The organism is Pseudomonas sp. H1_G08, from assembly GCF_054681355.1.
Genome location: NZ_CP162822.1, coordinates 4,654,548 through 4,678,601 on the forward strand (window position 1 = coordinate 4,654,548; position 24,054 = coordinate 4,678,601).

Annotated in this window: 24 protein-coding genes; 10 read left to right on the plus strand and 14 right to left on the minus strand. The window is 59.2% G+C overall.

All coding sequences use genetic code 11. The features are described from left to right. Positions 1-59 precede the first annotated feature (59 nt). The 7 genes from AB4N85_RS21210 to tssA are packed head-to-tail and all read right to left on the minus strand — an operon-like array spanning position 60 to position 5,831. Positions 60-443 carry a hypothetical protein gene (locus AB4N85_RS21210; protein ID WP_236167786.1) on the minus strand — a complete coding sequence of 128 codons (384 nt, stop codon included), beginning with the start codon at positions 441-443 and terminating at the stop codon, positions 60-62. Then, the gene (locus tag AB4N85_RS21215) at positions 440-1,291 is read right to left on the minus strand and encodes a hypothetical protein (protein WP_016772501.1); all 852 of its coding nucleotides are present in this window, start codon (positions 1,289-1,291) and stop codon (positions 440-442) included. The genes AB4N85_RS21210 and AB4N85_RS21215 overlap by 4 nt, the downstream gene beginning before the upstream one ends. 5 nt (positions 1,292-1,296) lie before the next feature. Further along, complete coding sequence (locus AB4N85_RS21220) at positions 1,297-1,800, minus strand: PAAR domain-containing protein (protein ID WP_076564582.1); 504 nt, start codon at positions 1,798-1,800, stop codon at positions 1,297-1,299. Positions 1,801-1,811: 11 nt separating this feature from the next. Further along, entirely contained in the window at positions 1,812-2,219 is a 408-nt protein-coding gene (gene tssE, locus AB4N85_RS21225; RefSeq protein WP_007920274.1) for a type VI secretion system baseplate subunit TssE, read from the minus strand. A 9-nt stretch (positions 2,220-2,228) separates the two neighbouring features. Continuing rightward, complete coding sequence (gene tssC / locus AB4N85_RS21230; RefSeq protein WP_016772499.1) at positions 2,229-3,704, minus strand: type VI secretion system contractile sheath large subunit; 1,476 nt, start codon at positions 3,702-3,704, stop codon at positions 2,229-2,231. 28 nt (positions 3,705-3,732) lie between these two features. Further along, positions 3,733-4,236: a type VI secretion system contractile sheath small subunit gene (tssB, locus tag AB4N85_RS21235; protein ID WP_016772498.1), complete on the minus strand. Its 504-nt coding sequence runs from the start codon at positions 4,234-4,236 to the stop codon at positions 3,733-3,735. 32 nt (positions 4,237-4,268) lie between these two features. After that, a complete protein-coding gene (tssA, locus tag AB4N85_RS21240; RefSeq protein ID WP_056790892.1) occupies positions 4,269-5,831 on the minus strand; it encodes a type VI secretion system protein TssA in 1,563 nt (520 codons plus the stop codon). Positions 5,832-6,529: 698 nt separating this feature from the next. Between tssA and tssI the strand changes: the two genes are divergently transcribed. The 5 genes from tssI to AB4N85_RS21265 all read left to right on the plus strand — a co-directional run bounded on the left by tssI (position 6,530) and on the right by AB4N85_RS21265 (position 12,966). Further along, positions 6,530-8,554 carry a type VI secretion system tip protein TssI/VgrG gene (gene tssI / locus AB4N85_RS21245; RefSeq protein WP_252868479.1) on the plus strand — a complete coding sequence of 675 codons (2,025 nt, stop codon included), beginning with the start codon at positions 6,530-6,532 and terminating at the stop codon, positions 8,552-8,554. Next, a complete protein-coding gene (locus AB4N85_RS21250) occupies positions 8,551-9,399 on the plus strand; it encodes a DUF4123 domain-containing protein (RefSeq protein ID WP_252868480.1) in 849 nt (282 codons plus the stop codon). Before tssI ends, AB4N85_RS21250 begins: the two co-directional genes overlap by 4 nt. Next, complete coding sequence (locus AB4N85_RS21255; RefSeq protein WP_252868481.1) at positions 9,396-10,187, plus strand: hypothetical protein; 792 nt, start codon at positions 9,396-9,398, stop codon at positions 10,185-10,187. The genes AB4N85_RS21250 and AB4N85_RS21255 overlap by 4 nt, the downstream gene beginning before the upstream one ends. Next, complete coding sequence (locus AB4N85_RS21260) at positions 10,184-12,514, plus strand: lipase family protein (RefSeq protein WP_460068379.1); 2,331 nt, start codon at positions 10,184-10,186, stop codon at positions 12,512-12,514. Before AB4N85_RS21255 ends, AB4N85_RS21260 begins: the two co-directional genes overlap by 4 nt. Before the next feature lie 83 nt (positions 12,515-12,597). Next, on the plus strand, positions 12,598-12,966 hold the full coding sequence (locus tag AB4N85_RS21265) for a DUF2388 domain-containing protein (RefSeq protein WP_052392119.1): 369 nt from the start codon (positions 12,598-12,600) through the stop codon (positions 12,964-12,966). 113 nt (positions 12,967-13,079) lie between these two features. Here AB4N85_RS21265 and AB4N85_RS21270 read toward each other — a convergent pair whose 3' ends face one another. The 3 genes from AB4N85_RS21270 to AB4N85_RS21280 form a co-directional block, all read right to left on the minus strand. Beyond that, complete coding sequence (locus tag AB4N85_RS21270) at positions 13,080-13,355, minus strand: HU family DNA-binding protein (RefSeq protein WP_003213368.1); 276 nt, start codon at positions 13,353-13,355, stop codon at positions 13,080-13,082. 190 nt (positions 13,356-13,545) lie between these two features. After that, entirely contained in the window at positions 13,546-14,694 is a 1,149-nt protein-coding gene (locus AB4N85_RS21275; RefSeq protein ID WP_460059678.1) for an NAD(P)/FAD-dependent oxidoreductase, read from the minus strand. A 19-nt stretch (positions 14,695-14,713) separates the two neighbouring features. Then, positions 14,714-14,881, minus strand: a complete 168-nt coding sequence (locus AB4N85_RS21280; RefSeq protein ID WP_041476603.1) for a rubredoxin — start codon at positions 14,879-14,881, stop codon at positions 14,714-14,716. Positions 14,882-15,082: 201 nt separating this feature from the next. On the opposite strand from AB4N85_RS21280, the gene AB4N85_RS21285 reads away from it, so the two are divergent. Both AB4N85_RS21285 and ubiA read left to right on the plus strand, forming a co-directional pair. Continuing rightward, positions 15,083-15,643, plus strand: coding sequence for a chorismate--pyruvate lyase family protein (locus AB4N85_RS21285; RefSeq protein WP_252879118.1), 561 nt, complete (start codon positions 15,083-15,085; stop codon positions 15,641-15,643). Continuing rightward, the gene (gene ubiA / locus AB4N85_RS21290; RefSeq protein ID WP_076564596.1) at positions 15,643-16,533 is read left to right on the plus strand and encodes a 4-hydroxybenzoate octaprenyltransferase; all 891 of its coding nucleotides are present in this window, start codon (positions 15,643-15,645) and stop codon (positions 16,531-16,533) included. The genes AB4N85_RS21285 and ubiA overlap by 1 nt, the downstream gene beginning before the upstream one ends. Positions 16,534-16,648: 115 nt before the next feature. Here ubiA and AB4N85_RS21295 read toward each other — a convergent pair whose 3' ends face one another. Beyond that, on the minus strand, positions 16,649-17,032 hold the full coding sequence (locus tag AB4N85_RS21295; RefSeq protein WP_056790922.1) for a COG4315 family predicted lipoprotein: 384 nt from the start codon (positions 17,030-17,032) through the stop codon (positions 16,649-16,651). Positions 17,033-17,183: 151 nt separating this feature from the next. Between AB4N85_RS21295 and phoB the strand changes: the two genes are divergently transcribed. The 3 genes from phoB (at position 17,184) to AB4N85_RS21310 (ending at position 20,762) form a co-directional block, all read left to right on the plus strand. Beyond that, positions 17,184-17,873 carry a phosphate regulon transcriptional regulator PhoB gene (phoB, locus tag AB4N85_RS21300; protein ID WP_007896474.1) on the plus strand — a complete coding sequence of 230 codons (690 nt, stop codon included), beginning with the start codon at positions 17,184-17,186 and terminating at the stop codon, positions 17,871-17,873. Positions 17,874-18,011: 138 nt separating this feature from the next. Then, positions 18,012-19,298, plus strand: a complete 1,287-nt coding sequence (gene phoR, locus AB4N85_RS21305) for a phosphate regulon sensor histidine kinase PhoR (protein ID WP_221264854.1) — start codon at positions 18,012-18,014, stop codon at positions 19,296-19,298. Positions 19,299-19,421: 123 nt separating this feature from the next. Beyond that, positions 19,422-20,762 (plus strand): hemolysin family protein, encoded by a 1,341-nt coding sequence (locus AB4N85_RS21310; RefSeq protein ID WP_016772486.1) that lies wholly within the window; start codon positions 19,422-19,424, stop codon positions 20,760-20,762. Between the two features lie 172 nt (positions 20,763-20,934). Here the strand turns inward: AB4N85_RS21310 and AB4N85_RS21315 are convergent, their stop codons facing one another. The 3 genes from AB4N85_RS21315 to phoU form a co-directional block, all read right to left on the minus strand. Continuing rightward, positions 20,935-21,831, minus strand: coding sequence for a peptidoglycan DD-metalloendopeptidase family protein (locus AB4N85_RS21315; protein ID WP_122506249.1), 897 nt, complete (start codon positions 21,829-21,831; stop codon positions 20,935-20,937). A gap of 316 nt (positions 21,832-22,147) precedes the next feature. Next, the gene (locus tag AB4N85_RS21320; RefSeq protein ID WP_041476598.1) at positions 22,148-23,080 is read right to left on the minus strand and encodes a response regulator; all 933 of its coding nucleotides are present in this window, start codon (positions 23,078-23,080) and stop codon (positions 22,148-22,150) included. Between the two features lie 176 nt (positions 23,081-23,256). Next, the gene (gene phoU / locus AB4N85_RS21325; protein WP_016772483.1) at positions 23,257-24,018 is read right to left on the minus strand and encodes a phosphate signaling complex protein PhoU; all 762 of its coding nucleotides are present in this window, start codon (positions 24,016-24,018) and stop codon (positions 23,257-23,259) included. Positions 24,019-24,054 lie beyond the last annotated feature (36 nt).

A 24,054-nucleotide genomic window follows, 5' to 3' on the forward strand; every position in this document is an offset into this window, starting at 1 on the left:
GAACAGTTCATGCGGGTAAGAAACTCCCCGCGGGCAATGTCGGCCATAACGCCCAACAGTCATGCTTTAACTTCTCGATTTGAAAAAAAAACGCGATCAATTAATTGGCCAGCAAATATCGCCGCAAAAGTCAGGACACCACCCATCGAGGTGTAAGCCATCGCACGGACGGGGTAGTGAGGCAAAAAATAGTACAAAATAATTCCCAGCATTAATGAGACAGACAGGACCTTTAATTTCAGCTTGGGGACAAAAAACGCTATAGCGTTCATCACCACAAAATACTGAACCATTAGATCCGGCGTCATACCGATGCCGATACCTCTCGATGTCAACCCGCCATACATATCGATATATACGTCGACACCGTAGTTATGCAAAGGAATATACAGGGCACATACTATCAGGTGTGGAATACAGGCAACTAAGCGACGAGCTTTCATTTATTCCATGCCCCGTACTGATCCATATCGCCTTGCGAAATTGGATTTATTAACTTCGCATTCGATACAGGCACATAAGGTGCGTCAGTAAGTTCAATTGTGTGCGGGATACCTTTATCGTATACCGTGTCTTTTTTCACAACCAACTTGCAGTTTTCTTTTGCCCACAATATCCCTCGCAATATGATGAAGTTATCGTAAACGTCTTTCGGTCCTCGCTCTGCTCCGGTATAGGCTTTGCCGTCGCCCCAGGTCACACCCGTTTCACCAGCCAGCTTTATTGCGAGTTCTACCTGCTTTGTTTCTCGCAGATATTTTCTATAGGTGTTAACCGCAAACGGCACCTGGCCAATGCCATCAGTCCAATACGGTTTATCCTCCATGAACACCATCAAGAACTCAGCACCGCCCACGGCACGGAATTTCCAGTCACCCGGCATTCCAGAGTGAAAAGTGAATGAAAACCGGTCGACGATTGCGAAGTCGATCAGCTCCTGCCAAGTAACATGTTTATAAGCCGCATGCGATTCTGATCCGGCCTGCGTTGTTTCCGGGTTGATCCAGACAAGCTCTCTATAATATCTGGCCAACGGTTCGAACCACTGACCCTTTTCTGCGTATAGTTTCTCCGCAGTGATAATTCTGAATGGAGAGTCATCCTTACCCGGTTTCAAGGCGAAGAGCGGCACACCACTTTTTCGCGTAATAATCCAGGCCAACGGAAGGTCAACTTTCTTAGGCTTTGTATCCTTGCTCTCAGTTGTTTCGGTAAGAACTTTAAGTGTAGTCACCTCGTCCTGAGTCACAAACGTGTAAGCGACACCATCGATGTTGATTACGGTCTCCATACCTACTAGTCCGCCGAAATATATATAGTTACAGGCTCTGCCGTCTTTCCAGTTGAAAAACCACCTGACATGCCTGTTGACGTTGAGCCTGTTTTCTCAATCCCGCTATCAGAGCGCATGATGTAGTTTAAATTTTCAACCGTTCTTCCATCTGCGGTTTTGAATTCAAAGACACGATTGAATATTCCAGGAATGATGACCGGCTCCGGCGGCACAAACGGCGCCGGCGTATGCGAATTGCCAATAATCACCGTCCCGGATCCGGCCGTGACCTTATTGCCGTGAGATCCAACCGAACCTACGGTCGCAGCCGGTTTGCCGTTGATCAACACGGTTGTCGCAAGATCGCCGACCATCGCACCACCACACGCCGAGACATCGCCTTGGCGGGCGGCCGCGAGGCCGTCGAAGAACACGTCGCCGGAACCGGCGGCGATCGGGTTGGTGCCGTGGCCGGGGAGCGGGCAAGCGGTGGGGTCGGATACGCGTGCTGCGGGTTTGCCAGACATCGGGGATCTCCTTAGGTGACCTTGACTTGACCGCTGCCATCCAGGCGCGCGGAGAAACTGACCTGACGCTTGAAACCCTCGACTTCCAGCAGGCCTTCGATACTGAAGGCCAGGCGAAGTTGATCGTGGTCACGCGGCAGGGAAATGACACGCACATTGCTCAGGCGTGGCTCGTAGGCTTCGATGAAGTTTTCGATAGCCAGGCGGGCCTGACTCAGGGAGTCGTGCAGGCTCAGGCGCATGTCATTGAGATCGGGCAACCCGTAGTCGGCCAGCGTTTGCACGCTGCCGGCCCGGGTGCTGAGCATTTTGGCCAGATGGGCAGCCACTGACGCCATGGCACAAGCCTCAAGGCTGTTGCCCTTGCGTAGTTGCGCGTCGCCGTTAAGGCGTTCGAACAGGCTGCCGTATCCGTCCATGAGTCGCTCTTACTCTTTGTCCAGCTTGCCAACCAGCGACAGGGTGAAATCGGCACCCATGTACTTGAAGTGCGGACGCACGTTCAAGCTCACGCGGTACCAGCCCGGCTCGCCTTCAACGTCGCTGACGATCACTTGCGCAGCGCGCAGCGGACGACGGCCACGCACTTCGGCGCTCGGGTTTTCCTGGTCGGCCACGTACTGACGGATCCACTTGTTCAGTTCCAGCTCGAGGTCGGTACGCTCTTTCCACGAACCGAGTTGCTCGCGCTGCAGCACTTTCAAGTAGTGAGCCAGACGGTTGACGATCATCATGTACGGCAGTTGGGTGCCGAGCTTGTAGTTCAGCTCTGCGGCCTTGCCTTCTGCGCTGATGCCGAAGAACTTCGGCTTCTGTACCGAGCTGGCGGAGAAGAACGCCGCGTTGTCGGAGCCTTTGCGCATGGTCAGGGAGATGAAGCCTTCCTCGGCCAGTTCGTATTCACGACGGTCGGAAACCAATACTTCGGTAGGGATCTTGGTTTCGATTTCGCCCATGCTTTCGAAATGGTGCAGAGGCAGGTCTTCAACCGCGCCACCGCTCTGCGGGCCGATGATGTTCGGGCACCAGCGGAATTTGGCGAAGCTGTCGGTCAGTTTGGTGCCGAACGCGTAAGCGGTGTTGCCCCACAGGTAGTGCTCATGGCTGTTGGCAACGGTTTCCTTGTACACGAACGATTTCACCGGGTTTTCTTCCGGATCGTACGGGTTGCGCAGCAGGAAACGCGGCACGGTCAGGCCAACGTAGCGCGAGTCTTCCGAGGTACGGAAGCTCTGCCATTTGGCGAATTGCGGGCCTTCGAAGTGGTCTTTCAGATCTTTCAGATCCGGCAGGCCGGTGAAGCTTTCCAGACCGAAGAATTTCGGCCCGGCGGCAGCGATGAACGGCGCGTGGGACATGCACGAAACGCTGGCCACGTACTGCATCAGCTTGACGTCTGGCGAGCTTGGCGACATGTAGTAGTTGGCGATGATGGCGCCCACTGGCTGACCACCGAACTGGCCGTATTCAGCGGTGTAGATGTGCTTGTACAGGCCCGACTGCATGACTTCCGGCGAATCTTCGAAATCGTCCAGCAGGTCTTCTTTGGAGACGTTGAGGATTTCGATCTTGATGTTTTCGCGGAAGTTGGTGCGGTCGACCAGCAACTGCAGACCACGCCACGACGATTCCAGCGCCTGGAAATCCGGGTGGTGCAGGATCTCGTCCATCTGACGGCTGAGCTTGGCATCGATCTCGGCGATCATGCGGTCAACCATGGCTTTCTTGACCGGCTCACCGTTGTTCTGCGGCTTGAGCAGCTCTTCGATGAACGCCGACACGCCACGCTTGGCGATGTCGTAGGCTTCGTCGTCCGGGGTCAGACGGGTTTCGGCGATGATGCTGTCGAGAATGCTGTATTCGCCGCTGGCGGCGCTCTTCTCTTGTGCTGCGCTAGTGCTCATTGTGTTGGCTTCCTTGGCTACTGGAGTCTCAGGCGTCCGGGGCTGCGGCGTTCAGGCCCAGCTCACCGAGTACGCGACCGCGGGATTCGTCGTCGGCGAGCACGCCTTCGATCGCTTTACGGAACGCAGGTGCGTTACCCAGCGGGCCTTTGAGGGCCACCAGCGCATCGCGCAGTTCCATCAGTTTTTTCAGCTCAGGCACTTGCTCGACCAGGCTGGCCGGGTTGAAGTCCTTCATCGAATTGACGCGCAATTGCACGGCCAGCTCTTCAGCCTCGCCATCTTCCTGCAGACGGTTCGGCACGCTCAGCGTCAGACCCAGCTCTTGCTTGGCCAACACTTCGTCGAAGGTCATCTTGTCGATGCTGATCGGCTTGCGATCTTCGATTTTGCGATCGTCCTTGCGGTGGGTGTAGTCACCGATTGCCAGCAGCTTCAGCGGCAGTTCAATCTCTTCCTGAGCTCCGCCGGTGGCGGGTTTGAAGGTGACGTTGATGCGTTCCTTGGGGGCTACCGAGCCTTCTTTGGCCATGGCTTTTCTCCTTGCGGTTGTGGCCCTGGGGCCTATTCGAGTACCACTTCGAGGTCGAGGTGGCACAGCCTGCGATAAATCTCTTCCTTGCTTTCACGTACGGCGTGGTTCTGCGGCAACAACTCGCAGCAACTGTGCAGCAGGTGCAGCACTTGCAATGCAAGATCGGGCTCCCAGGCGTGCAGGCCTGAGTCCTGTAATGTCTGATCGAGGGTTTCGAGCTGGTTCTTGGCCAGTTCGTATTTCTTGGCCAGGAAACACAGCCGCGCGAGGGTGAACTGCCAGAAGAAGCGTTCGCGGCCACCGTGGGCCGATTGCAGACCCTGCTTGAGAATCTGCACGGCCGGCTTCAAGCCTTCCTTGCGCAGAATCGGCTGGACTTCCTCGAGGGCTTTTTCCCAGGCCGGCTGGGTTTCGACGTTCTCGCTTTCGACCTTGCGCGGCGCGCTGGCGCTTTGCAGGTGCGGCATGACATTGGCGGCGATCCACGCCCGGGTGGACGGATCGGCAAACGGCGCGCCGTCATGGAAGCGCAACTCGATGATGCCCGGCAGGCGCTGAATCAAAAGCGCGAAGTGGATTTCCACTTCGCGCATGGCCAGCTCGGCGTTGAGGTTCTGGAGACATTCCCAGACCATCCTCTGGCCATCGAACCAGAACGGCGCCTTCGCCAGGCTCGCCTCCAGTTCCACCAGCAGGTCGGCGTATTTGCCCTGATCGAAACGGTCCTGATAGAGCTTGAGTTTTTCCAGCGGCAGGCCGCGCAGCACGGTGATCTGCTCGGCGTTGCGCTCGGGCACGGCGTCGATGGTCATCCACAGCAGCGTGCGATTGAGGCGCAGGGCACGCAGATCGGTAGCCTTCTGCTTGAGCCACCAGGCACACAACGGCCGGGCGCTGTCCTGCTGGGCGCGCAGGGCTTTGTGCGCATCCCGCTCGTTGTCGATCGGTGCGCCAGGAGTGAGCAGCTGGGTCGCGGCCTGCTTGACCTGCGCCACCGCCGCGCCCACCACGCCGGGCGCCGGCTGGTTGTCGGCGGCGCGCTGAATCATGGTTTTCAGGCGGCGGGAGATCGGCAGCAGCAGTGGCGCGTCATCGCCCAGATGTTCAGTGCACGCGGCCTCAAGACCGGCCAGGTGCTCAGAGAGCTGCCGGAACATCGGCAACTGCTCTTTGATCGCAATGTTTTCGGTGATGACCTGCTCGAGACGCGGCACCAGCCAGCCGATCGCGGCGGCACGGGTGCGGGGTTTGAGCGGGTGGACGTCGGCCCAGTTGTTTTCCGACAGATGGTGCAGCAGACCGAGGCCGGCAAGCAGCCCGGGGAAGGATTCGCGCTGGTACAGCGACCACGTCAGCCAGGCGCCGACACGCAGATCCTTGGATTGGGTACGCAGCAGATTTTCACTGTTTTCGCGGATTTTCAGCCAGTCGATCTGCCCGCTTTCGTGCATCGACGAAGCCTTGGCCAGCTCACTTTCCAGCGCCTCGAACTCGCTCGAAAAACGAACGTCTTCGCCCGCGAAATTCTCTTTGGAAACAGAGACTTTTGCGAGTTCGAGGTAATGGGCGGAAAGTTTGCTTGAGTAGGACATCCATGGCCTTTATTAAGGATTACAGTCATGCGCGCGAATGGAGTTTCAGCAACGCGGGACAGTATCGAAGAGCAGTTCAGCGACTCATCCAATTGAGATGTGCTCTTTCAAGTGGGCGCATCGTAATCACTATGATGGCCACTAGCAAGCATCTGATTAAACAACAAGACGAACTGTTCATTGCGATCTGTAGGAGATCGCCCTATATGTCGCAGGGGTTTCCCTGATGCCGTTTATAAATCAGCGCATTTTCCCGGCTCCCGCCAAACCATTGTCCCAGAGCCTCGGCCGCAGCCGGGCGAGTTTACCTGACGCCCGCACCCTCGAGCGGCGTGCAGCATGCCAAATTCAAAAAAAAATAGAAGTAGGACACTTCCTAAAATGACCGGGTTCCATCGAGAAGTTTGCAGCGACAACGATCAATGCAAAAAGTGCCACTATAATGATGGCATTTCATTATTCTGAAACTTTACTCCCCCGGCAAATACTGGCACTTCGATAGTTATCCGAGCCGCGTCCTACAGACACTTCTCGCATCCCAACCAAGACTTCCACACCGGAATACTCTGACAAATTTCAGGGATACTTCTTACATCAATTAGTTTGCCGCGCCGCTAGCTTGCCTTGGCAACTTTTCATGCGCGGCGATCAGGGAGGACGGTATCGCGCGTTGACTCACTTTGCTTAAGGACAAGCCCATGTTCGGCAAAGGCCACTGCGCGCCATTCTCACTGCATATCCCGGCCATTCGTCACGACTTCAAGGTGCTCGCGTTCACTGGCACCGAAGCGATCAGTCAGCTGTACGCATTTCGCATCGAGCTGGTGAGCGAGTACGCGGATTTCGATCTGGAAAGCCTGCTCAGCCAGCCTGCTTTTCTGCAATTCGGGTTAGCGGGCGAAGGCATTCACGGGCGGATCGAAAATGTCATGCTCGGCGAATCGGGAAAGCGCCTGACCCGCTATGAGCTGTCACTGGTACCGGCGCTGCATTATCTGCAAATGAGCCACGACCAGCGGATTTTTCAGCAACTGACAGTGCCGCAGATCATCGCGCAAGTGCTCAAAGGGCATGGCATCCAGGCCGATGACTTCACGTTCAATGTCGCCGCCGGTGAGCCTCGTGAGTACTGCACGCAATACGGCGAAAGCGACTTCCTGTTCATCCAGCGCCTGTGCGCCGAAGAGGGTATTGCCTGGCACCACCAGCATTCGCTCGACAGGCATTTGCTGGTGTTCAGCGACAGCCCGGTGTTCGCGCGCAAATTGGGCACCACACCCTTCAGGGTCGATAGCGGCATGGTCGCCGAACACCCGGTGGTCAACCACCTGAGCATGGGCTTCAACACACGTACCAGCACGGTCACCCGCCGCGACTATGACCTCAAGCGCCCAAGCCTGCTGCTGGAAAGCCGCTTCACCGCAGAATTCACGCCGGCTCTGGAGGACTATCGCTATCCACTGCTGATCAAGTCCGAGAAGCACGGCAAACAGCTGGCGCGTCAGGCATTGGAGCGCCATCGCAGCGACTATCAATGGATTGAAGGCAAAAGCAATCAGCCGATTTTGCGCAGCGGTCACCTGTTCGAGCTGAGCGAACATCCCAGGGCCGACTGCAACGAGTTGTGGCTGCTGGTCAGTCTCAGTCACGAAGGCAAGCAACCGGCGGTGCTCGAAGAGGCTTTCAGCAGCGAGGCGAAACCTGCCGATGGTTTTTCCCAGGGTTACCGCAATACCTTCAGGGCCATTCCCGCAGAGGTGGTTTACCGTCCGCCTTTGCCCGCGCCAAGGCCCTTGCTGGTCTGCCAGACCGCGCGCGTTACCGGGCCTCCCGGAGAAGAGATCTTCTGTGATGAATACGGCAGGGTTCGTGTCGAGTTTCCTTGGGATCGCGCTGAACGCAACAGCGAAAAAAGCAGTTGCTGGTTACGCGTAGCGTCCAGTTGGGCAGGTGACGGATTCGGTGCGGTGACCATTCCCCGGGTCGACATGGAAGTGGTCGTGACCTTCCAGGAAGGCGACCCGGACCAACCGCTGATTACCGGCTGCGTCGCCAACAAGGTCAATGCCGTCGCTCATCCCTTGCCGGCGAGTAAAACTCGCACGGTATTACGCAGCCAGAGCTCACCGCGCAATGGCGGCTACAACGAGCTGTCGGTCGAGGATCGCGCCGGGCAGGAGAAGATCTACCTGCGCGCGCAGCGCGACCTTGAGCAACTGATCCTCAACGACAGCCGCAGCCTGATCACTCGTGACCGCCATGAGCATGTCGGCAATGACAGCACCAGTCTCATCGAGGGCAGGGATTCGCGCACTCATCAAGGGCTGCGCAGCACCGTGATCAACGCCGATGACTTGTTGCAGGTCAGCGGCACCAGCAGCCAGACCCTGGGCGCTCTGGTGATCCAGGCCGGCCAGCAGGCGCATGTCACGGCAAGCAACGTGGTGATCGATGCCGGCATGAGCCTGACGCTGTCAGCGGGCGGTCATCACATCGTGATCAATGCCGGCGGGATTTTCAGCAGCGTGCCCATCGTTCAGGGCGGCGCGCCACTGCCGGCTCTCGCACCGCTACAACCGCTGCAAGTTGAGGCCGGCCTGCCAGCTGCGATCAACGCCACGCCGCTGTCGATCGTCAACAGCGCCCGCCAGCAGGCAGCGGATTTTTGCCCGCTGTGCGAAGCCTGCGCGGCGGGTCTGTGCGAGCTGGGAGAAGTCGCATGAGCCCGGTCGAACAATGGTTGCACGCTCAGTCCCGCGCCGGCTGCGAACTGTATCTGATGCTCGACACCGACGGCCAAAGGGCAGAGCACGCTGCGTTGACCCGCGACCTCGGCACCGAGCGGTTTCGTCCGCTCTACAGCGGCACGCCGGCCGAGTCGCTGGTGCCGACCGGCCCGCTGCTGTTGCAGATAGATACGGCGCAGCATCCCGCCCTCCAGACCTTGCTCGCCACGCCCGAGCGCAATTGGGGCTGGCTGGCCAGTGCCCGTCACGTCGAACTTGATCTGCTGGCGGCGCATTGGCGCGAGCGCCTGATAACCGGCGAACGCCCGAATCAGGCGGTGTACCGCGTGCATGACAACCGGGTTCTGGGCCGTGCGCTGGCGCACCTGCAACCCGAGCACCGCGCGGCGTTTCTCGGGCCATTCAACAGCGTTTGCTATTGGCACGCAGAACGATGGAACGCCATCGACAACCCGGACCCCGGCCACCACCCGCTGCCGATGGATCCGCCGTGGCTGCACACGCCGACCCCGGAACTGATCTACGCCAACGTGCTGTTCGACAACACCCGCCGTTACCTGGTCGGCGAACACACCGAAGCCATGGCCACGCTGGCCGAACAGCTCGACGTCGATGAGTGGCTGTGGGGCCTGATTCAACTGACGCACTTGTGGGGCTGGCAACAACCGGAGCAAGTGCATTTCTTGCTGACCCGCAGTTTGCAGTTACCGGGATATCGGCCAGGCAAATCATGGCTGCCCAAACCCGGTGAAGATCCGGCGATGCATTTTGAGCGGGTATATCAGGAAGCGTTGTATTGGCAGGGAGAAGTAGGTCGATGAGGAACTTGAAACGAGGGTTGATACTGAGTGGTTGCCTGGGATTGCTGGTGGGTTGTACGACGGTGAAGACCCCGAACACCTTTATGTTTGTTCCGGATTTTCCGCCCGGATTCAAATATGAGCTGAAGGCTATCTACATGCCCGCAGCGGGTGAAACCTGCCGCTTGCCAGGGAAGCCGGATTTCTGGGTGAGCTTCAATAAACCCACCATGGAATATGTAAGCACTGCGGAAATCGAGTTGTACAAAACCGTCAGCGATTGTCCGTTGGCGCTCAACAAAGTGGAAATCAAGGTCATCGGCTTTTATGGAAAAGGCCGAAGCAACTTCAGCATGGACTACGCCTCGATTTTCGTACGTCCAGAGTTGCTGGAACGACTAAAGGGCACATTCAACGAGGACGGCCTGGGTGAGTTTACAGGCGAATGCATGTGGTTTTTTCGGACAGTCAGCCCCAAGCGTAACCTAATAAAAATGTTGAGATGTAAAGGAATGGATCAAGAAGGAAATGTAGCCCGGAGCCGCCCTCATGGCGCGTACACACTGGATCAACTCCCAGGAAAAACCGTGAGGTTGAAAATAAACCTAGCGAATGAAGAGCAACCTGGTTGGGGGGACACTTGGGTCCAGGTTCCTGGTGGCTGGAAGCGCTGTATGGGGGAAGGCTATGAGGACCAGCGTGGTTATTGCAATGGAAATTATGAAGACTTCAGCACCTTCAGAATGGTGGATGGACGGATTTGCACCATCTATCCAAGTTGCAACGAAAACACGGACGAGACTCCATGAACGCTGAATCCTTACCGACAAGCGTTACCACCTTCATGCAAGGTGATATCCACGCCTGCCCGATGCGCGGGCATTCGACCAGTTTTCAATTGGTGAATGAGTTCGGAGATGGCACACCCTACGCCGGCTTGGCATATGAGATCACCGACTACGAAGACACCGTTCATACAGGAAAACTGGATGCGAAAGGCTGGGCAAAGGTAAACAACCACCATTGTGGCCCGGTAGTGCTCAAGCTGAATAAGCCTTTTCAAGGAGCAGACGCGCTGTATCGAGACTTGAGAAAAAGACTGGACTACCCCCTCCCCATTACCGAACTCCAAGTCCGCGCCGAAAAGACCCGCTTCTTCCATAAAACAGGTACTCGCACCCAGGCCAATCCGGCCAAGGACCTGCCCGAAACCGATGCGTACTGCCAGGTCGAAGTCAGTGAACTGGTAAAACACATCGCCCACCTGCCGCCGCTGGCTGCTCGTCGCGACCCTCCGAAAAGGGCGGCGCACAAGCTCATGCGATCGGCGGCGAAGTCCCGAGACTTCACGCTCGTCGATAAAACTTGTGCGGATGGCGGACTGCACACCATCTTGAGTGCGGCGGAGATGGCCACCGTCGAACTGGGGTTTTCCCCGCCACCGCCCAAAGGCGTCGCGCTGCTGCCGAACAAACATCATGTGCTGGAAGTACGTCCGATGAGAGCGCTACGGCCAATGCTGTCGACAGGCGAAGCGTTCTGCGCGCTTAACCTTTATCAGCTGTCGGTGATGGCGACGCTGAGCTACACCGATTTCGGACAGCAACCCAACACTCAACCGGTGCAGACCGACACGGTAAGCTTTCCGCTACAGCCCAGCAGCAGCAACTGGTTCGGCCACGCGCTACCGCAGTTCGATGAGTTGTGGAAGGTCGATGACTCGCAAACGCAGAAATACTACCCACTGTACGAAGACGTGCCGTATTCGAAACGCCTGGAGGTGGTGCCGTTCGACCCGAACCTTTACCCCGAAGTGAATGACCCCGCGTTGGGCGACGAACAAGAACACCCGGCCAAGTTGCACTGTCTCGATGACCGTAACAAAGACAACAGTACTGATACCCAGGCCTTTATCTGCCACCACGACGAACTGATCCTGATCAGCGTACGCGGTACCAGTGAGATCTGGCCCGACGGCCGGCGTGACGGCGATGCCTATCAGGTTCCCTTTGCCGAAGGCGAAGGCAAAGTGCACCGCGGTTTCTACGGTGGCGCTTTGGCGGCTTATCCATTTATCGTGACTTATCTGGAAAAATTCTACAGCGGGCAAAAGCTGCTGATCACGGGTCACAGTCTGGGCGGTGCAGTTGCACTGATCCTGTCCGAGATGCTGAGACGCAACCTGGAGTTCTCCCCGCAAATCGTGCTCTACACCTACGGCGCCCCCCGCGCCGGCGACACCACCTTCATCGAAAGCGCCAGATCGCTGGTGCATCACCGCATCGTCAATCAGAACGATCCGGTACCGAGCGTGCCGGCGACCTGGATGAACACCTTTGCCAAGCCTGGGCCGATGTACGCAACCAACGCCGTGGTGCTGAGCTTCACCCCGGTCGCCGGCCTCGGCCTGCTGATCTGGGGAATCATCAATTTCTTTGGCGACGACTATGGGCATCACGGTGCTTTGCGCCATTTCATGCCCGTTGAGTTCGACAAGGACCACCGATCCTCCCTTCTCTGGGAGCCGGGTTGCAGCACGATCGTCGATCACGGCTGCGCCAAGGCCCTGCGCGCTACCAACGGCTTGCCCGAACGCGGATCGTTTCTGCGGCAGTTGTTCGACCGGGGTCACCACTCAATGGTCGGCAGCTACATCCCCGGCTGCTGGGCCAGCTTGCGCCGTTGGCAGGAAGCACTGCAGCTCAAGCGTTCGCTGGTGACCAATCGCGAATACGAATGGATCAGCAGCGCCCTGGAGAATATTCAGCAACAGCTGCGGGCCGTTAAGCGCGATCTGCAAAACAACCACCGTTCTTACGTGCGAGAGCAGGAGCGCGCGCACAAGACGCTGATGCTCAATCAGGAAATAGACAAGATCAGCATGACCATGGCCCGCCTGACAGCGCTGCGCAGTCAACGGGTCACCGAGGTCGACGTTTACGGCAGCTATGCCGACCAGCCCGAATGGGTCGAGGAAGGTCTGCTGCGCTGGAACGCCCATCCTGAAAACCTGGTTCAGGAGCAACTGGCGATGATCCCGCCAGCCGCTGAAGACCACGACGCCGCTATCGCCGCGATGACCGGTGGGCATACAGTTGGCGCGCCGTTTCATCTGGATATTGATTCGATTGTGTAGCGCTCTGACGTAATCCTTTCTCGACTCAAAAAGACATGCAGTGCGCTTGGCGGCGCAATTAAGGACAAGGAGTTCAATTAGACATGGGCACTAGCTTTTTCAAAAAACGGATCACGATTCCAGCCTTAATTTTGCTTTTTATCAGCACCTCTGTTTCGGCTGAAATGTGCATTGCAAAAATTTGCCTGTTTAAAGGCCCTTTATCATCAACGGGGGCTATGTTGCTCTTCACAACAACCGTGCCGTTTTATACGACGTCGGAAGAAATCAAAAGCCTTTCGAAGCACTATGTGCAAGCTGTAAAGGACGACGCCACTACATATATCGCTACGGACGGAGAATTCGACGGGGCCATGCTTGAATCCGCATGGCGTGCATATCTCCATCAAAATACCGAGCAAAAATTAAGCAAGAGAGATTTTGCCCATATGGTTTTGGCTACCTATGGATAATCATTAAGTATCCGGACGGATGGTAGATGTACAAAAAATGGGCACCCGACCGCAATCGGTGTGCCCATTTCTCATTTGCGGTTCTCCCCGTCATTCAGGGAAGCACGCCGCCATCAAGGATTGACGCTGTCTTTCAACGATTTGCCTGGCTTGAATGCCACGGTGTTGCTGGCCTTGATCTTGACCGGTTCGCCGGTCTGCGGGTTTTTGCCGGTGCGGGCGCCGCGGTGGCGTTGCAGGAAGGTGCCGAAGCCGACCAGCGTCACGCTGTCCTTGCGGTGCAGGGCGCCGGTGATTTCTTCGAGGACGGCGTTGAGGACGCGATTGGCCTGTTCTTTGGTCAGGTCTGCCTTTTCGGCGATTGCAGCGGCGAGTTCTGGTTTACGCATTAGTGAAGCCCCTTTGACGGTTTTTTGTTGTTATGTCCGTGCTGTTCTCGTTGGAACAGCGCCCAAGGCGCCGCAGGCTCTACTCTGCGGCAGACGGGAGTGAGAATGGCACGCCGCCAACGGCGGCGCCAGTCTCCCCAAGACCTTTGTCGGGGCAAAAGAGCGGTGTTTGCGACAGAACGACCGGCATTTACGCCAGCAGCGGCGGCAGCTGTTTGTTCAGGGCCAGTTTTTCCATGACTGCCCCGCCGGTCAGGGCGTAACCGAGCAACTGACCGTCGGCACTGTGGCATAGCGCTTTGATGTCGGCGCCCTGCCCTTCGACGCTCCAAATGCCTTCGCTGCCCCGTGGCGGCGGCGAAACCACCAGCGGGCACACCGGGGTTTTCACGGTGATCGGCATCGGCCCGTAGCTGACCGCAGTCGGGTTTCCAGCGAGGGTTTGCGCCAAAGCGCGCGCGCAGCTCATCAGCGGCATCACGTAAAGCAGATTGAGCCCGTCGACTTCGGCGCAGTCACCCAAGGCGTAGATGTTGGCGTGGGAGGTCTTCAGGTAACGATCGACCATCACGCCGCGATTGACCTGCACGCCGGCAGCCGCTGCCAGATCGATGCGCGGGCGCAGACCGATCGCCGAGACCACCACATCGCACGGGATGATCTGACCGTCGGACAGGTGCGCTTCCAGGCCATCGGCGACTTTCTCCAGCCGGGTCAGCACCGGGCCGAGGTGAAACTTCGCCCCGATACTTTCCAGCCCGGCCTGCACGGCCGCCGCCGCGGCAGGATGCAAGAGCATTGGCATGACCTGTTCGCACGGCGCGACCAGTTGCACTTCGTAGCCGCCGAGGATCAGGTCATTGGCGAATTCACAGCCGATCAGCCCGGCGCCGAGTACCAAGACCCGACGCTTGCCCGCCGCTGCGGCACGGAAGCGCGCGTAGTCTTCCAGATCGTTGATCGGGAACACCAGTTCCCCGCCGTCGCCTTCGATCGGCACACGCACGGTTTCCGCGCCCCAGGCCAGAATCAAGTCGCGATAGGGCACGGCTTCTTCGCCGATCCACAAGCGTTTGTGGCCGGCGTCGATACCGCTGATGCGCGTGTGGGTGCGCACTTCGGCCTTCAACTGCTCGGCCATGGCGCCGGGCTCGGCCATGCTCAGGCCGTCGGCGTCCTTGTTCTTGCCGAAGCCGGTGGAGAGCATCGGCTTGGAGTAAGAGCGGCCGTCATCGGCGGTGATCAGCAGCAGCGGGGTTTCGCTGTCGAGCTTGCGAAACTCGCGGGCCAGGTTGTAGCCCGCAAGCCCGGTGCCGATGATGACGACTGGTGCGCTCATGCCTTACTCCTCTATTTGCTTAGTTGATTTCAATCATTTCGAAGTCCATTTTGCCGACGCCGCAGTCGGGACACAGCCAGTCTGCCGGTACGTCTTCCCAGCGGGTGCCCGCCGCGATGCCGTCATCCGGCCAGCCCTCGGCTTCGTTATAGATCAGGCCACAGACGATACATTGCCACTTCTTCATTCAGGTACTTCCTCAGGGTTCAGGCGTAGTGCCGGCGCGGACGGTCGATGGGTGTTGCGCTGCCATCCTGCTCAGGGCGTTTTGTACTGAGGGTGCCGCGCAGATGCAAGCCTGTTCGGCGCAACGGCGGCCGGCGCCGCTCAATCCTGTCGCCTGCCATGGTAAGCTCGCCGCCTCATTTGCGGCCAATAATGACTCATTGTGCAACATTCAAATGCCTGCCCCGCCCCGCTCTGGCTGACCCAAGACCGCCTGACGCCCCGCCCCGATCCGTTGACCCTGGACTGGTTGTTCGACGAAGGTTCGCTGACCCGCCGTTTGACCCGTTTGTCCGAGGATGGCTTCAGCGTGTCGCCGCTGTTCGAAGGCTGGGACACCCTGCGCGCTGATGAATGCGCGGCGCTGGATCTGGCCGAGGGCAGCGAAGGCTGGGTGCGTGAGGTGTATTTGCGTGGTCATGGCGAAGCCTGGGTGTTTGCCCGCAGCGTCGCCTCGCGGGCGGCTCTGCAAGGCGATGGTTTGCACATGGATGAACTGGGCAGCCGCTCGCTGGGTGAACTGCTGTTTTGTGATCAGGCGTTCCAGCGCCGCGCGATCGAAGTCTGCCGCTACCCCGAACAATGGTTGCCGCCAGCGGTGCAAGCCCCTGACCTGTGGGGCCGGCGTTCGCGTTTCGACCGTGGCGCGCTGAGCGTGCTGGTCGCGGAAATCTTCCTGCCGAGCCTGTGGGACGCCGCCCGCGCCCATCCGGAGAACTGCTGATGTATCAAAGCCTGCTCAAGTCCCTCAACCGTCTGAACCCGCGCGCCTGGGATTTCGTTCAGTTGACGCGCATGGACAAGCCGATCGGCATTTACCTGCTGCTGTGGCCGACGCTGTGGGCGTTGTGGATTGCCGGCAAGGGTTCGCCGTCGCTGGCCAACATCGTCATCTTCGTCCTCGGCGTGGTGCTGACCCGTGCCGGTGGTTGCGTGATCAACGACTGGGCCGACCGCAAGGTCGACGGCCACGTCAAACGCACCGCGCAACGGCCGCTCGCCGCTGGCCGGATCAGCTCCAAGGAAGCGCTGGTGTTCTTTGCCGTGCTGATGGGCATCAGTTTTCTGCTGGTGCTGTGCACCAATGCGCCGACGATCTGGCTGTCGCTCGGCGGTCTGGCGCTGGCGTTCACTTATCCGTTCATGAAGCGCTACACCTACTACCCGCAAGTGGTACTGGGCGCGGCGTTCTCCTGGGGTATGCCGATGGCCTTTACCGCCGAGACCGGCGAGTTGCCAGCGGCGGCGTGGCTGCTGTGGATTGCCAACCTGCTGTGGACGGTGGGCTACGACACTTATTACGCGATGACCGATCGTGATGACGATCTGAAGATCGGCGTGAAATCCACGGCGATTCTGTTTGGCGAGGCGGATCGGGTGATCATCCTCAGCTTGCAGGCATTGTCGCTGGCCTGCCTGATCCTGGCCGGATCGAAGTTCGAACTGGGGATCTGGTTCCACCTCGGCTTGCTGGTAGCTGCGGGATGTTATGCGTGGGAGTTCTGGTACACACGCAGCAAGGACCGCATGCGCTGCTTCCAGGCCTTTTTGCACAACCACTGGGCAGGGTTGGCGATATTTGTCGGGATCGTGCTGGATTACGCACTGCGCTAATGCATGACACCTGTGGGAGCGAGCCTGCTCGCGAAGGCGTCATGTCAGTCACCTCTGCGATAACTGACACATCGTTTTCGCGAGCAGGCTCGCTCCCACAGCGTCTGGGTTGCATCTATTTGGCCTTGGCGACTTTCCACGCGCCGTCCATTTTGCCGTCGCCGGTCATGTCGCCGGCCTTCTTGTCCATCACGAAGGTGTACAACGGCATGCCTTGGTAGGCCCACTGCATCGTGCCGTCGTCACGCTTGATCACCGTCCAGTCGCCCATGGATTTGTCACCCGCCTGCGCCATCAACGGCGGCCAGTTTGCCGCGCACTTGTCGTTGCACGCGGACTTGCCAGCGGAGTCCTTGGCGAAGGTGTACAGGGTCATGCCCTTGTGGTCGGTGTACATGCCGTCCTTCTCCATCGCCGGATCGGCCGCCATGGCCAGCCCCGGTATTGTCAGGGCGGCGGCCATCAGCAGGGCTTTGAACGAAGCAGTCATCTGAGTCATGGAAACCTTCTTTTGTGGTTGTCAGGATTCGGACTTAGAGCTTAGTCGAGGATGGGTGCAAATGTTGCGGGCCTGAAATACTGTCACACGACTGCAATAATTCCGTTATCTAATGCGGCGCAAGACAGTTAAATGACAAGAGGATTAAGGCATGGTTGGCAGGAGCATTCTGATCGTCGACGACGAAGCGCCCATTCGCGAAATGATCGCCGTGGCGTTGGAAATGGCCGGCTATGACTGCCTCGAGGCAGAGAACTCGCAGCAGGCTCACGCCATCATCGTCGACCGCAAGCCGGACCTGATCCTGCTCGACTGGATGCTGCCCGGCACCTCGGGCATCGAACTGGCACGGCGCCTCAAGCGTGACGAGCTGACCGGGGACATCCCGATCATCATGCTCACCGCCAAGGGCGAAGAGGACAACAAGATCCAGGGCCTGGAAGTCGGCGCCGACGACTACATCACCAAACCGTTTTCCCCGCGTGAACTGGTCGCCCGCCTCAAGGCTGTGCTGCGCCGCGCTGGACCGACCGATGGCGAAGCGCCGATCGAAGTCGGCGGCCTGCTGCTCGACCCGATCAGCCACCGCGTGACCATCGACGGCAAACCCGCCGAGATGGGCCCGACCGAATACCGCCTGCTGCAATTCTTCATGACCCATCAGGAACGCGCCTACACCCGTGGCCAGTTGCTCGACCAGGTCTGGGGCGGCAACGTCTACGTCGAAGAACGCACCGTCGACGTGCACATCCGGCGCCTGCGCAAGGCCCTCGGCGACGCTTACGAAAATCTGGTACAAACCGTGCGCGGCACCGGCTACCGGTTCTCCACAAAAGCGTAAAAGCAGCTGCAAGTTTCCAGCTACAAGCGGCAAGTGAAAGCCGATCCGTTTTAGCTTGGAGCTTGCGGCTTGAAACTTGAAGCTGCGGCTAAGGACGCCCTCGTGAATCAAAACTGGCATGGCACCCTGATTCGCCACATGCTGTTGCTGGTCACCGCCTGCCTGGTGATCGGCCTGATCACCGGCTATTACGGCTGGAGCCTCGCGGCGGGTCTGGGCCTATATCTGGCCTGGACGCTCAAGCAATTGCTGCGTCTGCACGAATGGCTGCGCCAGCACCAACCCGACGAAGCGCCGCCCGATGGCTATGGTCTGTGGGGCGAGGTGTTCGACAGCATCTATCACCTGCAACGCCGCGACCAACGGGTGCGCGGGCGTCTGCAAGCGGTGATCGACCGGGTGCAGGAATCCACCGCCGCGCTGAAAGACGCAGTCATCATGCTCGACAGCGACGGCAATCTCGAATGGTGGAACCGCGCCGCCGAAACCCTGCTCGGCCTGAAGACTCCGCAGGACAGCGGCCAACCGGTGACCAACCTGGTGCGCCATCCGCGCTTCAAGGAATACTTCGAGCAGGACAGCTTCGCCGAGCCATTGGAAATCCCTTCGCCGACCAACGATCGCGTGCGCATTCAGCTGTACCTGACCCGCTACGGCAACAATGAACACCTGATGCTGGTCCGCGACGTGACGCGCATTCATCAGCTGGAACAGATGCGCAAGGACTTCATTGCCAACGTCTCCCACGAGCTGCGCACACCGCTCACGGTGATCTGCGGCTATCTGGAAACCCTGCTGGACAATGTCGAAGAAGTGAACCCGCGCTGGAGCCGAGCCCTGCAACAGATGCAACAACAGGGCGGGCGCATGCAGACACTGCTCAACGACCTGTTGCTGCTGGCCAAGCTGGAAGCCACCGACTATCCGTCGGACAACCAGCCAGTGCAGATCGACACCTTGCTGCAATCGATCACCAGCGATGCGCAGCAGTTGTCCGGGGCAAAGAACCAGCGCATCAGCCTCGAGGCCAATGCCGGAGTGCTGCTCAAGGGCAGCGAAGCGGAGTTGCGCAGCGCGTTCTCCAATCTGGTGTTCAACGCAGTCAAGTACACTCCGGCCGAAGGCAACATCCGCATTCGCTGGTGGGGCGACGATCAGGGCGCGCACCTTAGCGTGCAGGATTCCGGCATCGGTATCGACAGCAAACACCTGCCGCGCCTGACCGAGCGTTTCTACCGCGTCGATTCCAGCCGCAACTCCAACACCGGGGGGACCGGCCTCGGCCTGGCCATCGTCAAGCACGTGCTGCTGCGCCACCGCGCGCGAATGGAGATCAGCAGCGTGCCCGGCCACGGCAGCACGTTTACCTGCCATTTCGCCCCGGCCCAAGTGGCCAGCGCACGGGCGATCAGCGCCACCGAGTGATGCCGCCCGGCACACGCCACTAGGCAATCGCACGGTCAGCCGCTACATTGGCTGACTTGTGCCTGCCTTTCAGGCGCTGTTTCTCCCTAATTTCGAATCACACGGAACCCGCAAAACTCCATCATGGACCCTTCCCCTGGCTTGTCCCTCGCGACCATTTTTGCCGACTTCGGCATGATTCTTTTTGCTCTGATCCTGGTTTTGCTCAACGGCTTTTTCGTTGCGGCGGAATTCGCCATGGTCAAACTGCGCTCGACCCGGGTCGAGGCCATCGCTGAACAACATGGCTGGCGCGGACACATCCTGCGCACCGTGCACAGTCAGCTCGATGCCTACCTGTCGGCGTGTCAGCTCGGCATCACCCTCGCCTCCCTTGGCCTGGGCTGGGTCGGTGAACCGGCGTTCGCGCATATTCTCGAGCCGCTGCTGAGCGCAGTCGGCGTCGACTCGCCCGAGATCATCAAAGGCGTGTCGTTCTTCACCGCGTTCTTCATCATTTCGTACCTGCACATCGTGGTCGGCGAGCTGGCGCCCAAGTCGTGGGCGATCCGCAAACCCGAGCTTTTGTCGCTGTGGACGGCGGTGCCGCTGTACCTGTTCTACTGGGCGATGTACCCGGCGATCTACCTGCTCAATGCCAGCGCCAACGCGATTTTGCGTATCGCCGGGCAAGGTGAACCCGGCCCGCACCATGAACACCATTACAGCCGCGAAGAACTGAAACTGATCCTGCACTCCAGCCGTGGCCAGGATCCGAGCGATCAGGGCATGCGCGTGTTGGCTTCGGCGGTGGAAATGGGCGAGCTGGAAGTGGTCGACTGGGCCAACTCCCGCGAAGACCTGATCACCCTGGAGTTCAACGCGCCGCTGAAGGAAATCCTGGCGATGTTCCGTCGCCACAAGTTCAGCCGTTATCCGGTGTACGACAGCGAGCGCCAGGAGTTCGTCGGCCTGCTGCACATCAAGGATCTGCTGCTGGAACTGGCCGCGCTGGACCACATTCCAGAGTCGTTCAACCTGGCCGAGCTGACCCGCCCGCTGGAGCGCGTGTCGCGGCACATGCCGCTTTCGCAGCTGCTGGAGCAGTTCCGCAAGGGTGGCTCGCACTTCGCCGTGGTCGAAGAGGCTGACGGCAACATCATCGGCTACCTGACCATGGAAGACGTGCTGGAAGTGCTGGTCGGCGACATTCAGGACGAACACCGCAAGGCAGAGCGCGGCATTCTCGCCTATCAGCCAGGCAAGCTGCTGGTGCGTGGCGATACGCCGTTGTTCAAGGTCGAACGTCTGCTGGGCATCGATCTCGATCACATCGAAGCGGAAACCCTTGCCGGGCTGGTTTACGAAACCCTGAAACGGGTGCCGGAAGAGGAAGAAGTGCTGGAAGTCGAAGGCCTGCGCATCATCATCAAGAAGATGAAAGGGCCGAAGATTGTTCTGGCCAAGGTGTTGATGCTCGATTGATGGGAGTTTGGGGGGCTCTTGTGGCGAGGGGATTTATCCCCGTTGGACGGCGCAGCCGTCCCAAAACCATTGAATGCAGTCAGTTAGTACAGAGTTGCAATATTTGGGGCCGCTTCGCGGCCCAACGGGGATAAATCCCCTCGCCACAAGAACCCTCAACACCCTATCGCGCCTACTGCTTGCCCAACGCAAAGTTGGGCAACGCCCCCAGCGGCTGGTTGAACTGATAGGGAATGGATACCAGCCCTTCGCCGGTATTGCGCTGCACCACGAAATGCAGGTGCGGGCCGCTGCTGTTGCCGGTGTTGCCGGACAGCGCCAGCGGGCTGCCGACCTTGACCCGCTGGCCTTCGCGCACGCTCACCGAACCCTGTTTCAGGTGCAGGTACACGCCCATGGTGCCGTCGTCGTGCAGCACCCGGACGAAATTGCCGGAGGCATCGGTGCCGCGCCCGCTCTGGGAGTTCTCGGTCTTGACCACCACTCCCGCTCGCGCAGCGATGATCGGCGTGCCCACCGGCATGGCGATGTCCATGGCGTAGCGGTTCTTCGGCCCGTAGTGGCTGTATTGGCCGTTGGCGCCCTGACTCAGGCGAAACGGCCCGCCACGCCAGGGCAGCGGATAGCGATAGCTCTGCGCGGTGCCTGCGGGGTCGCCCAGCGAATACTGGAACTGCGGCGAATATACCAGCGGCTGGTCACGACTGATCGCCGTCAGCAGCGCCAGCCGCGTGTTGCTGCGCGGTGGCAGCACGCGACGGATCGCCTGCGCTGGCGCGCCACGCACATTGCTCGTGCCGATGAAGGCCAGGGCAACCTCGACCGGCGCGTACAGATCGTTGCGCGCAAACACCACGTCGACGCCCTTCTGCTTCTTGATGTCCAGGTACACCTGGCGGTCGAGGCGCTCGACCATGCGGTCCTGAAACACGAACACTTTCGCGCCTTTGCTCGGGCGGTCGCTGTACGAGACCACGCCGTTGGCATCGGTGGATTTGTAGATGGTCATGGCCATCGCCAGCTGGGAGGCCAGGCAGAGACCGCAGAAAAACAGCAGGCGCGCGAGCATGGGCAAAAGTCTGTCGAAGGAAGGCCTGGGAATCAGCCTAGCAGCTGAGACAGACCAGGCTAGTCGACAGATGTTTCAAATGATCGTCCCCACGCTCTGCGTGGGGATGCAGCCCGGGACGCTCTGCGTCCCCTGCACAGAGGACACGGAGCGTCCGGTTGAGGCATTCCTTTGCTGCGCGTGGGAACGATCAGAGCACGGGAGACAAGTGGTGTTTTGGCTGGCCCCTTCGCGAGCAGGCTCGCTCCCACATTTGGAATGCGTTCCAGGGTGGGAGCGAGCCTGCTCGCGAAGGCGGCCTATCGGGCGACGAAGCTTACGCGCCGGGTACGAAATGCTTCTGCGCCGTGCCCCGGGCGATCAGGCGCGAGATGTAGTCGAGCTTCTGCGCATCCTGGTCGACAAAACGGAAGGTCAGTTGCAGCCAGTCGCTGTCGGCTTTCTGCTCGTGGGCGACGATGGCGTGCAGGTAACCATTGAGGCGCGCGATCTCGGCGTTGTCGCCCTGCTCCAGATCGAGCACGGCGCTGTCGAGGATCTGCGGCAGGGTTTCGGTGCGCTTCACTACCAGCAGGGCTTCCTTGATGCTCAAGGCCTTGATCACGCATTGCTGAGTACCGCTCGGCAGGCGCAACTGGCCCTGACCCCGACCGCCCACCGGCGCCTTGGATGCACCGGGCGCCTGAACTGGCGGGCTGTTGAGCAAACCGCGCGACGGCGCAGCGGCTGGAGCGGGTGCAGCAGCGGCAGGCCTGGCCGCAGCGCCGCCGACCACGGCAGGCTTGCCGCCGGTCAGTGCGCTCAGGGAATCGTTGCCGAATGCCGAATTCATCTTGGTCGGCGCGCTGTTCATCAAGGTGTCGAGCTTGCCGACCTTGTTCAGTGCCTGCTTGACCTTGGTCAGCAGCTGCTCGTTGGTGAACGGCTTGCTGACGTAACCGGATACGCCGGCCTGAATCGCCTGCACGACGTTTTCCTTGTCACCACGGCTGGTGACCATGACGAACGGCATGGTCTTGAGGTTGTCCTGCTCGCGGCACCAGGTCAGCAGTTCGAGGCCGGACATTTCCGGCATTTCCCAGTCGCACAGCACCAGGTCGAAAGCCTCTTTGGCCAGCATGGCCTGGGCCTTTTTGCCGTTGATGGCGTCCTCGGTGCGGATCCCCGGGAAGTAATTACGCAGGCACTTTTTCACCAGGTCACGAATGAACGAAGCATCGTCCACGACCAACACACTGATCTTGCTCATCCAACACCCCTATTAAAATCCCGGCAAGCATAACGCTGGCTGATGGCACATTGCCAAAACTCTTCAGTCACGCCGGGACTTTTCGTTCGCGGGTGCTGCTTTTAATACGAATCCGCTTCTGAAAAGCAGAAACAAAAACGCCCGGCCAGAGGGCCGGGCGCTTTTCTCAGGCAATCTTACTTATCGTCAGCTTCGCCCGGAACATTAGCGGTTTCAGCGCTTGTGCCTTCAACTTCTTCTTTCATGCGCTTGAGGCCCATGTGGCGCACGTCGGTGCCGCGCACCAGGTAGATCACCAGTTCGGAGATGTTGCGCGCATGATCGCCGATGCGCTCCAGTGAACGCAGGACCCAGATGATGCTCAGCACCCGCGAGATAGAGCGCGGGTCTTCCATCATGTAAGTGGCCAGCTCACGCAGGGCGGTTTTGTATTCGCGGTCGATGATCTTGTCGTACTGCGCCACCGACAAGGCCAGATCGGCGTCGAAACGCGCGAAGGCGTCCAGCGCATCACGAACCATGTTGCGCACCTGGTCGCCAATGTGACGAACCTCGACGTAACCGCGCGGCGCTTCGCCTTCTTCGCACAGCTGGATGGCACGACGGGCGATCTTGGTGGCTTCGTCGCCGATACGCTCGAGGTCGATCACCGATTTGGAAATGCTGATGATCAAACGCAGGTCAGAGGCTGCCGGCTGACGACGGGCGAGAATGCGCAGGCATTCTTCGTCGATGTTGCGTTCCATCTGGTTGATCTGGTCGTCGATCTCACGGACCTGCTGAGCCAGGCCGGAGTCGGCCTCGATCAGCGCCGTGACCGCGTCGTTGACCTGCTTCTCGACCAGCCCGCCCATGGCAAGGAGGTGACTGCGCACTTCCTCCAGTTCAGCGTTGAACTGCGCGGAAATGTGATGGGTAAGGCCTTCTTTGGAAATCATTGTTCGCTCCGCGAAAGTTGCAAGCTTCAAGCTGCA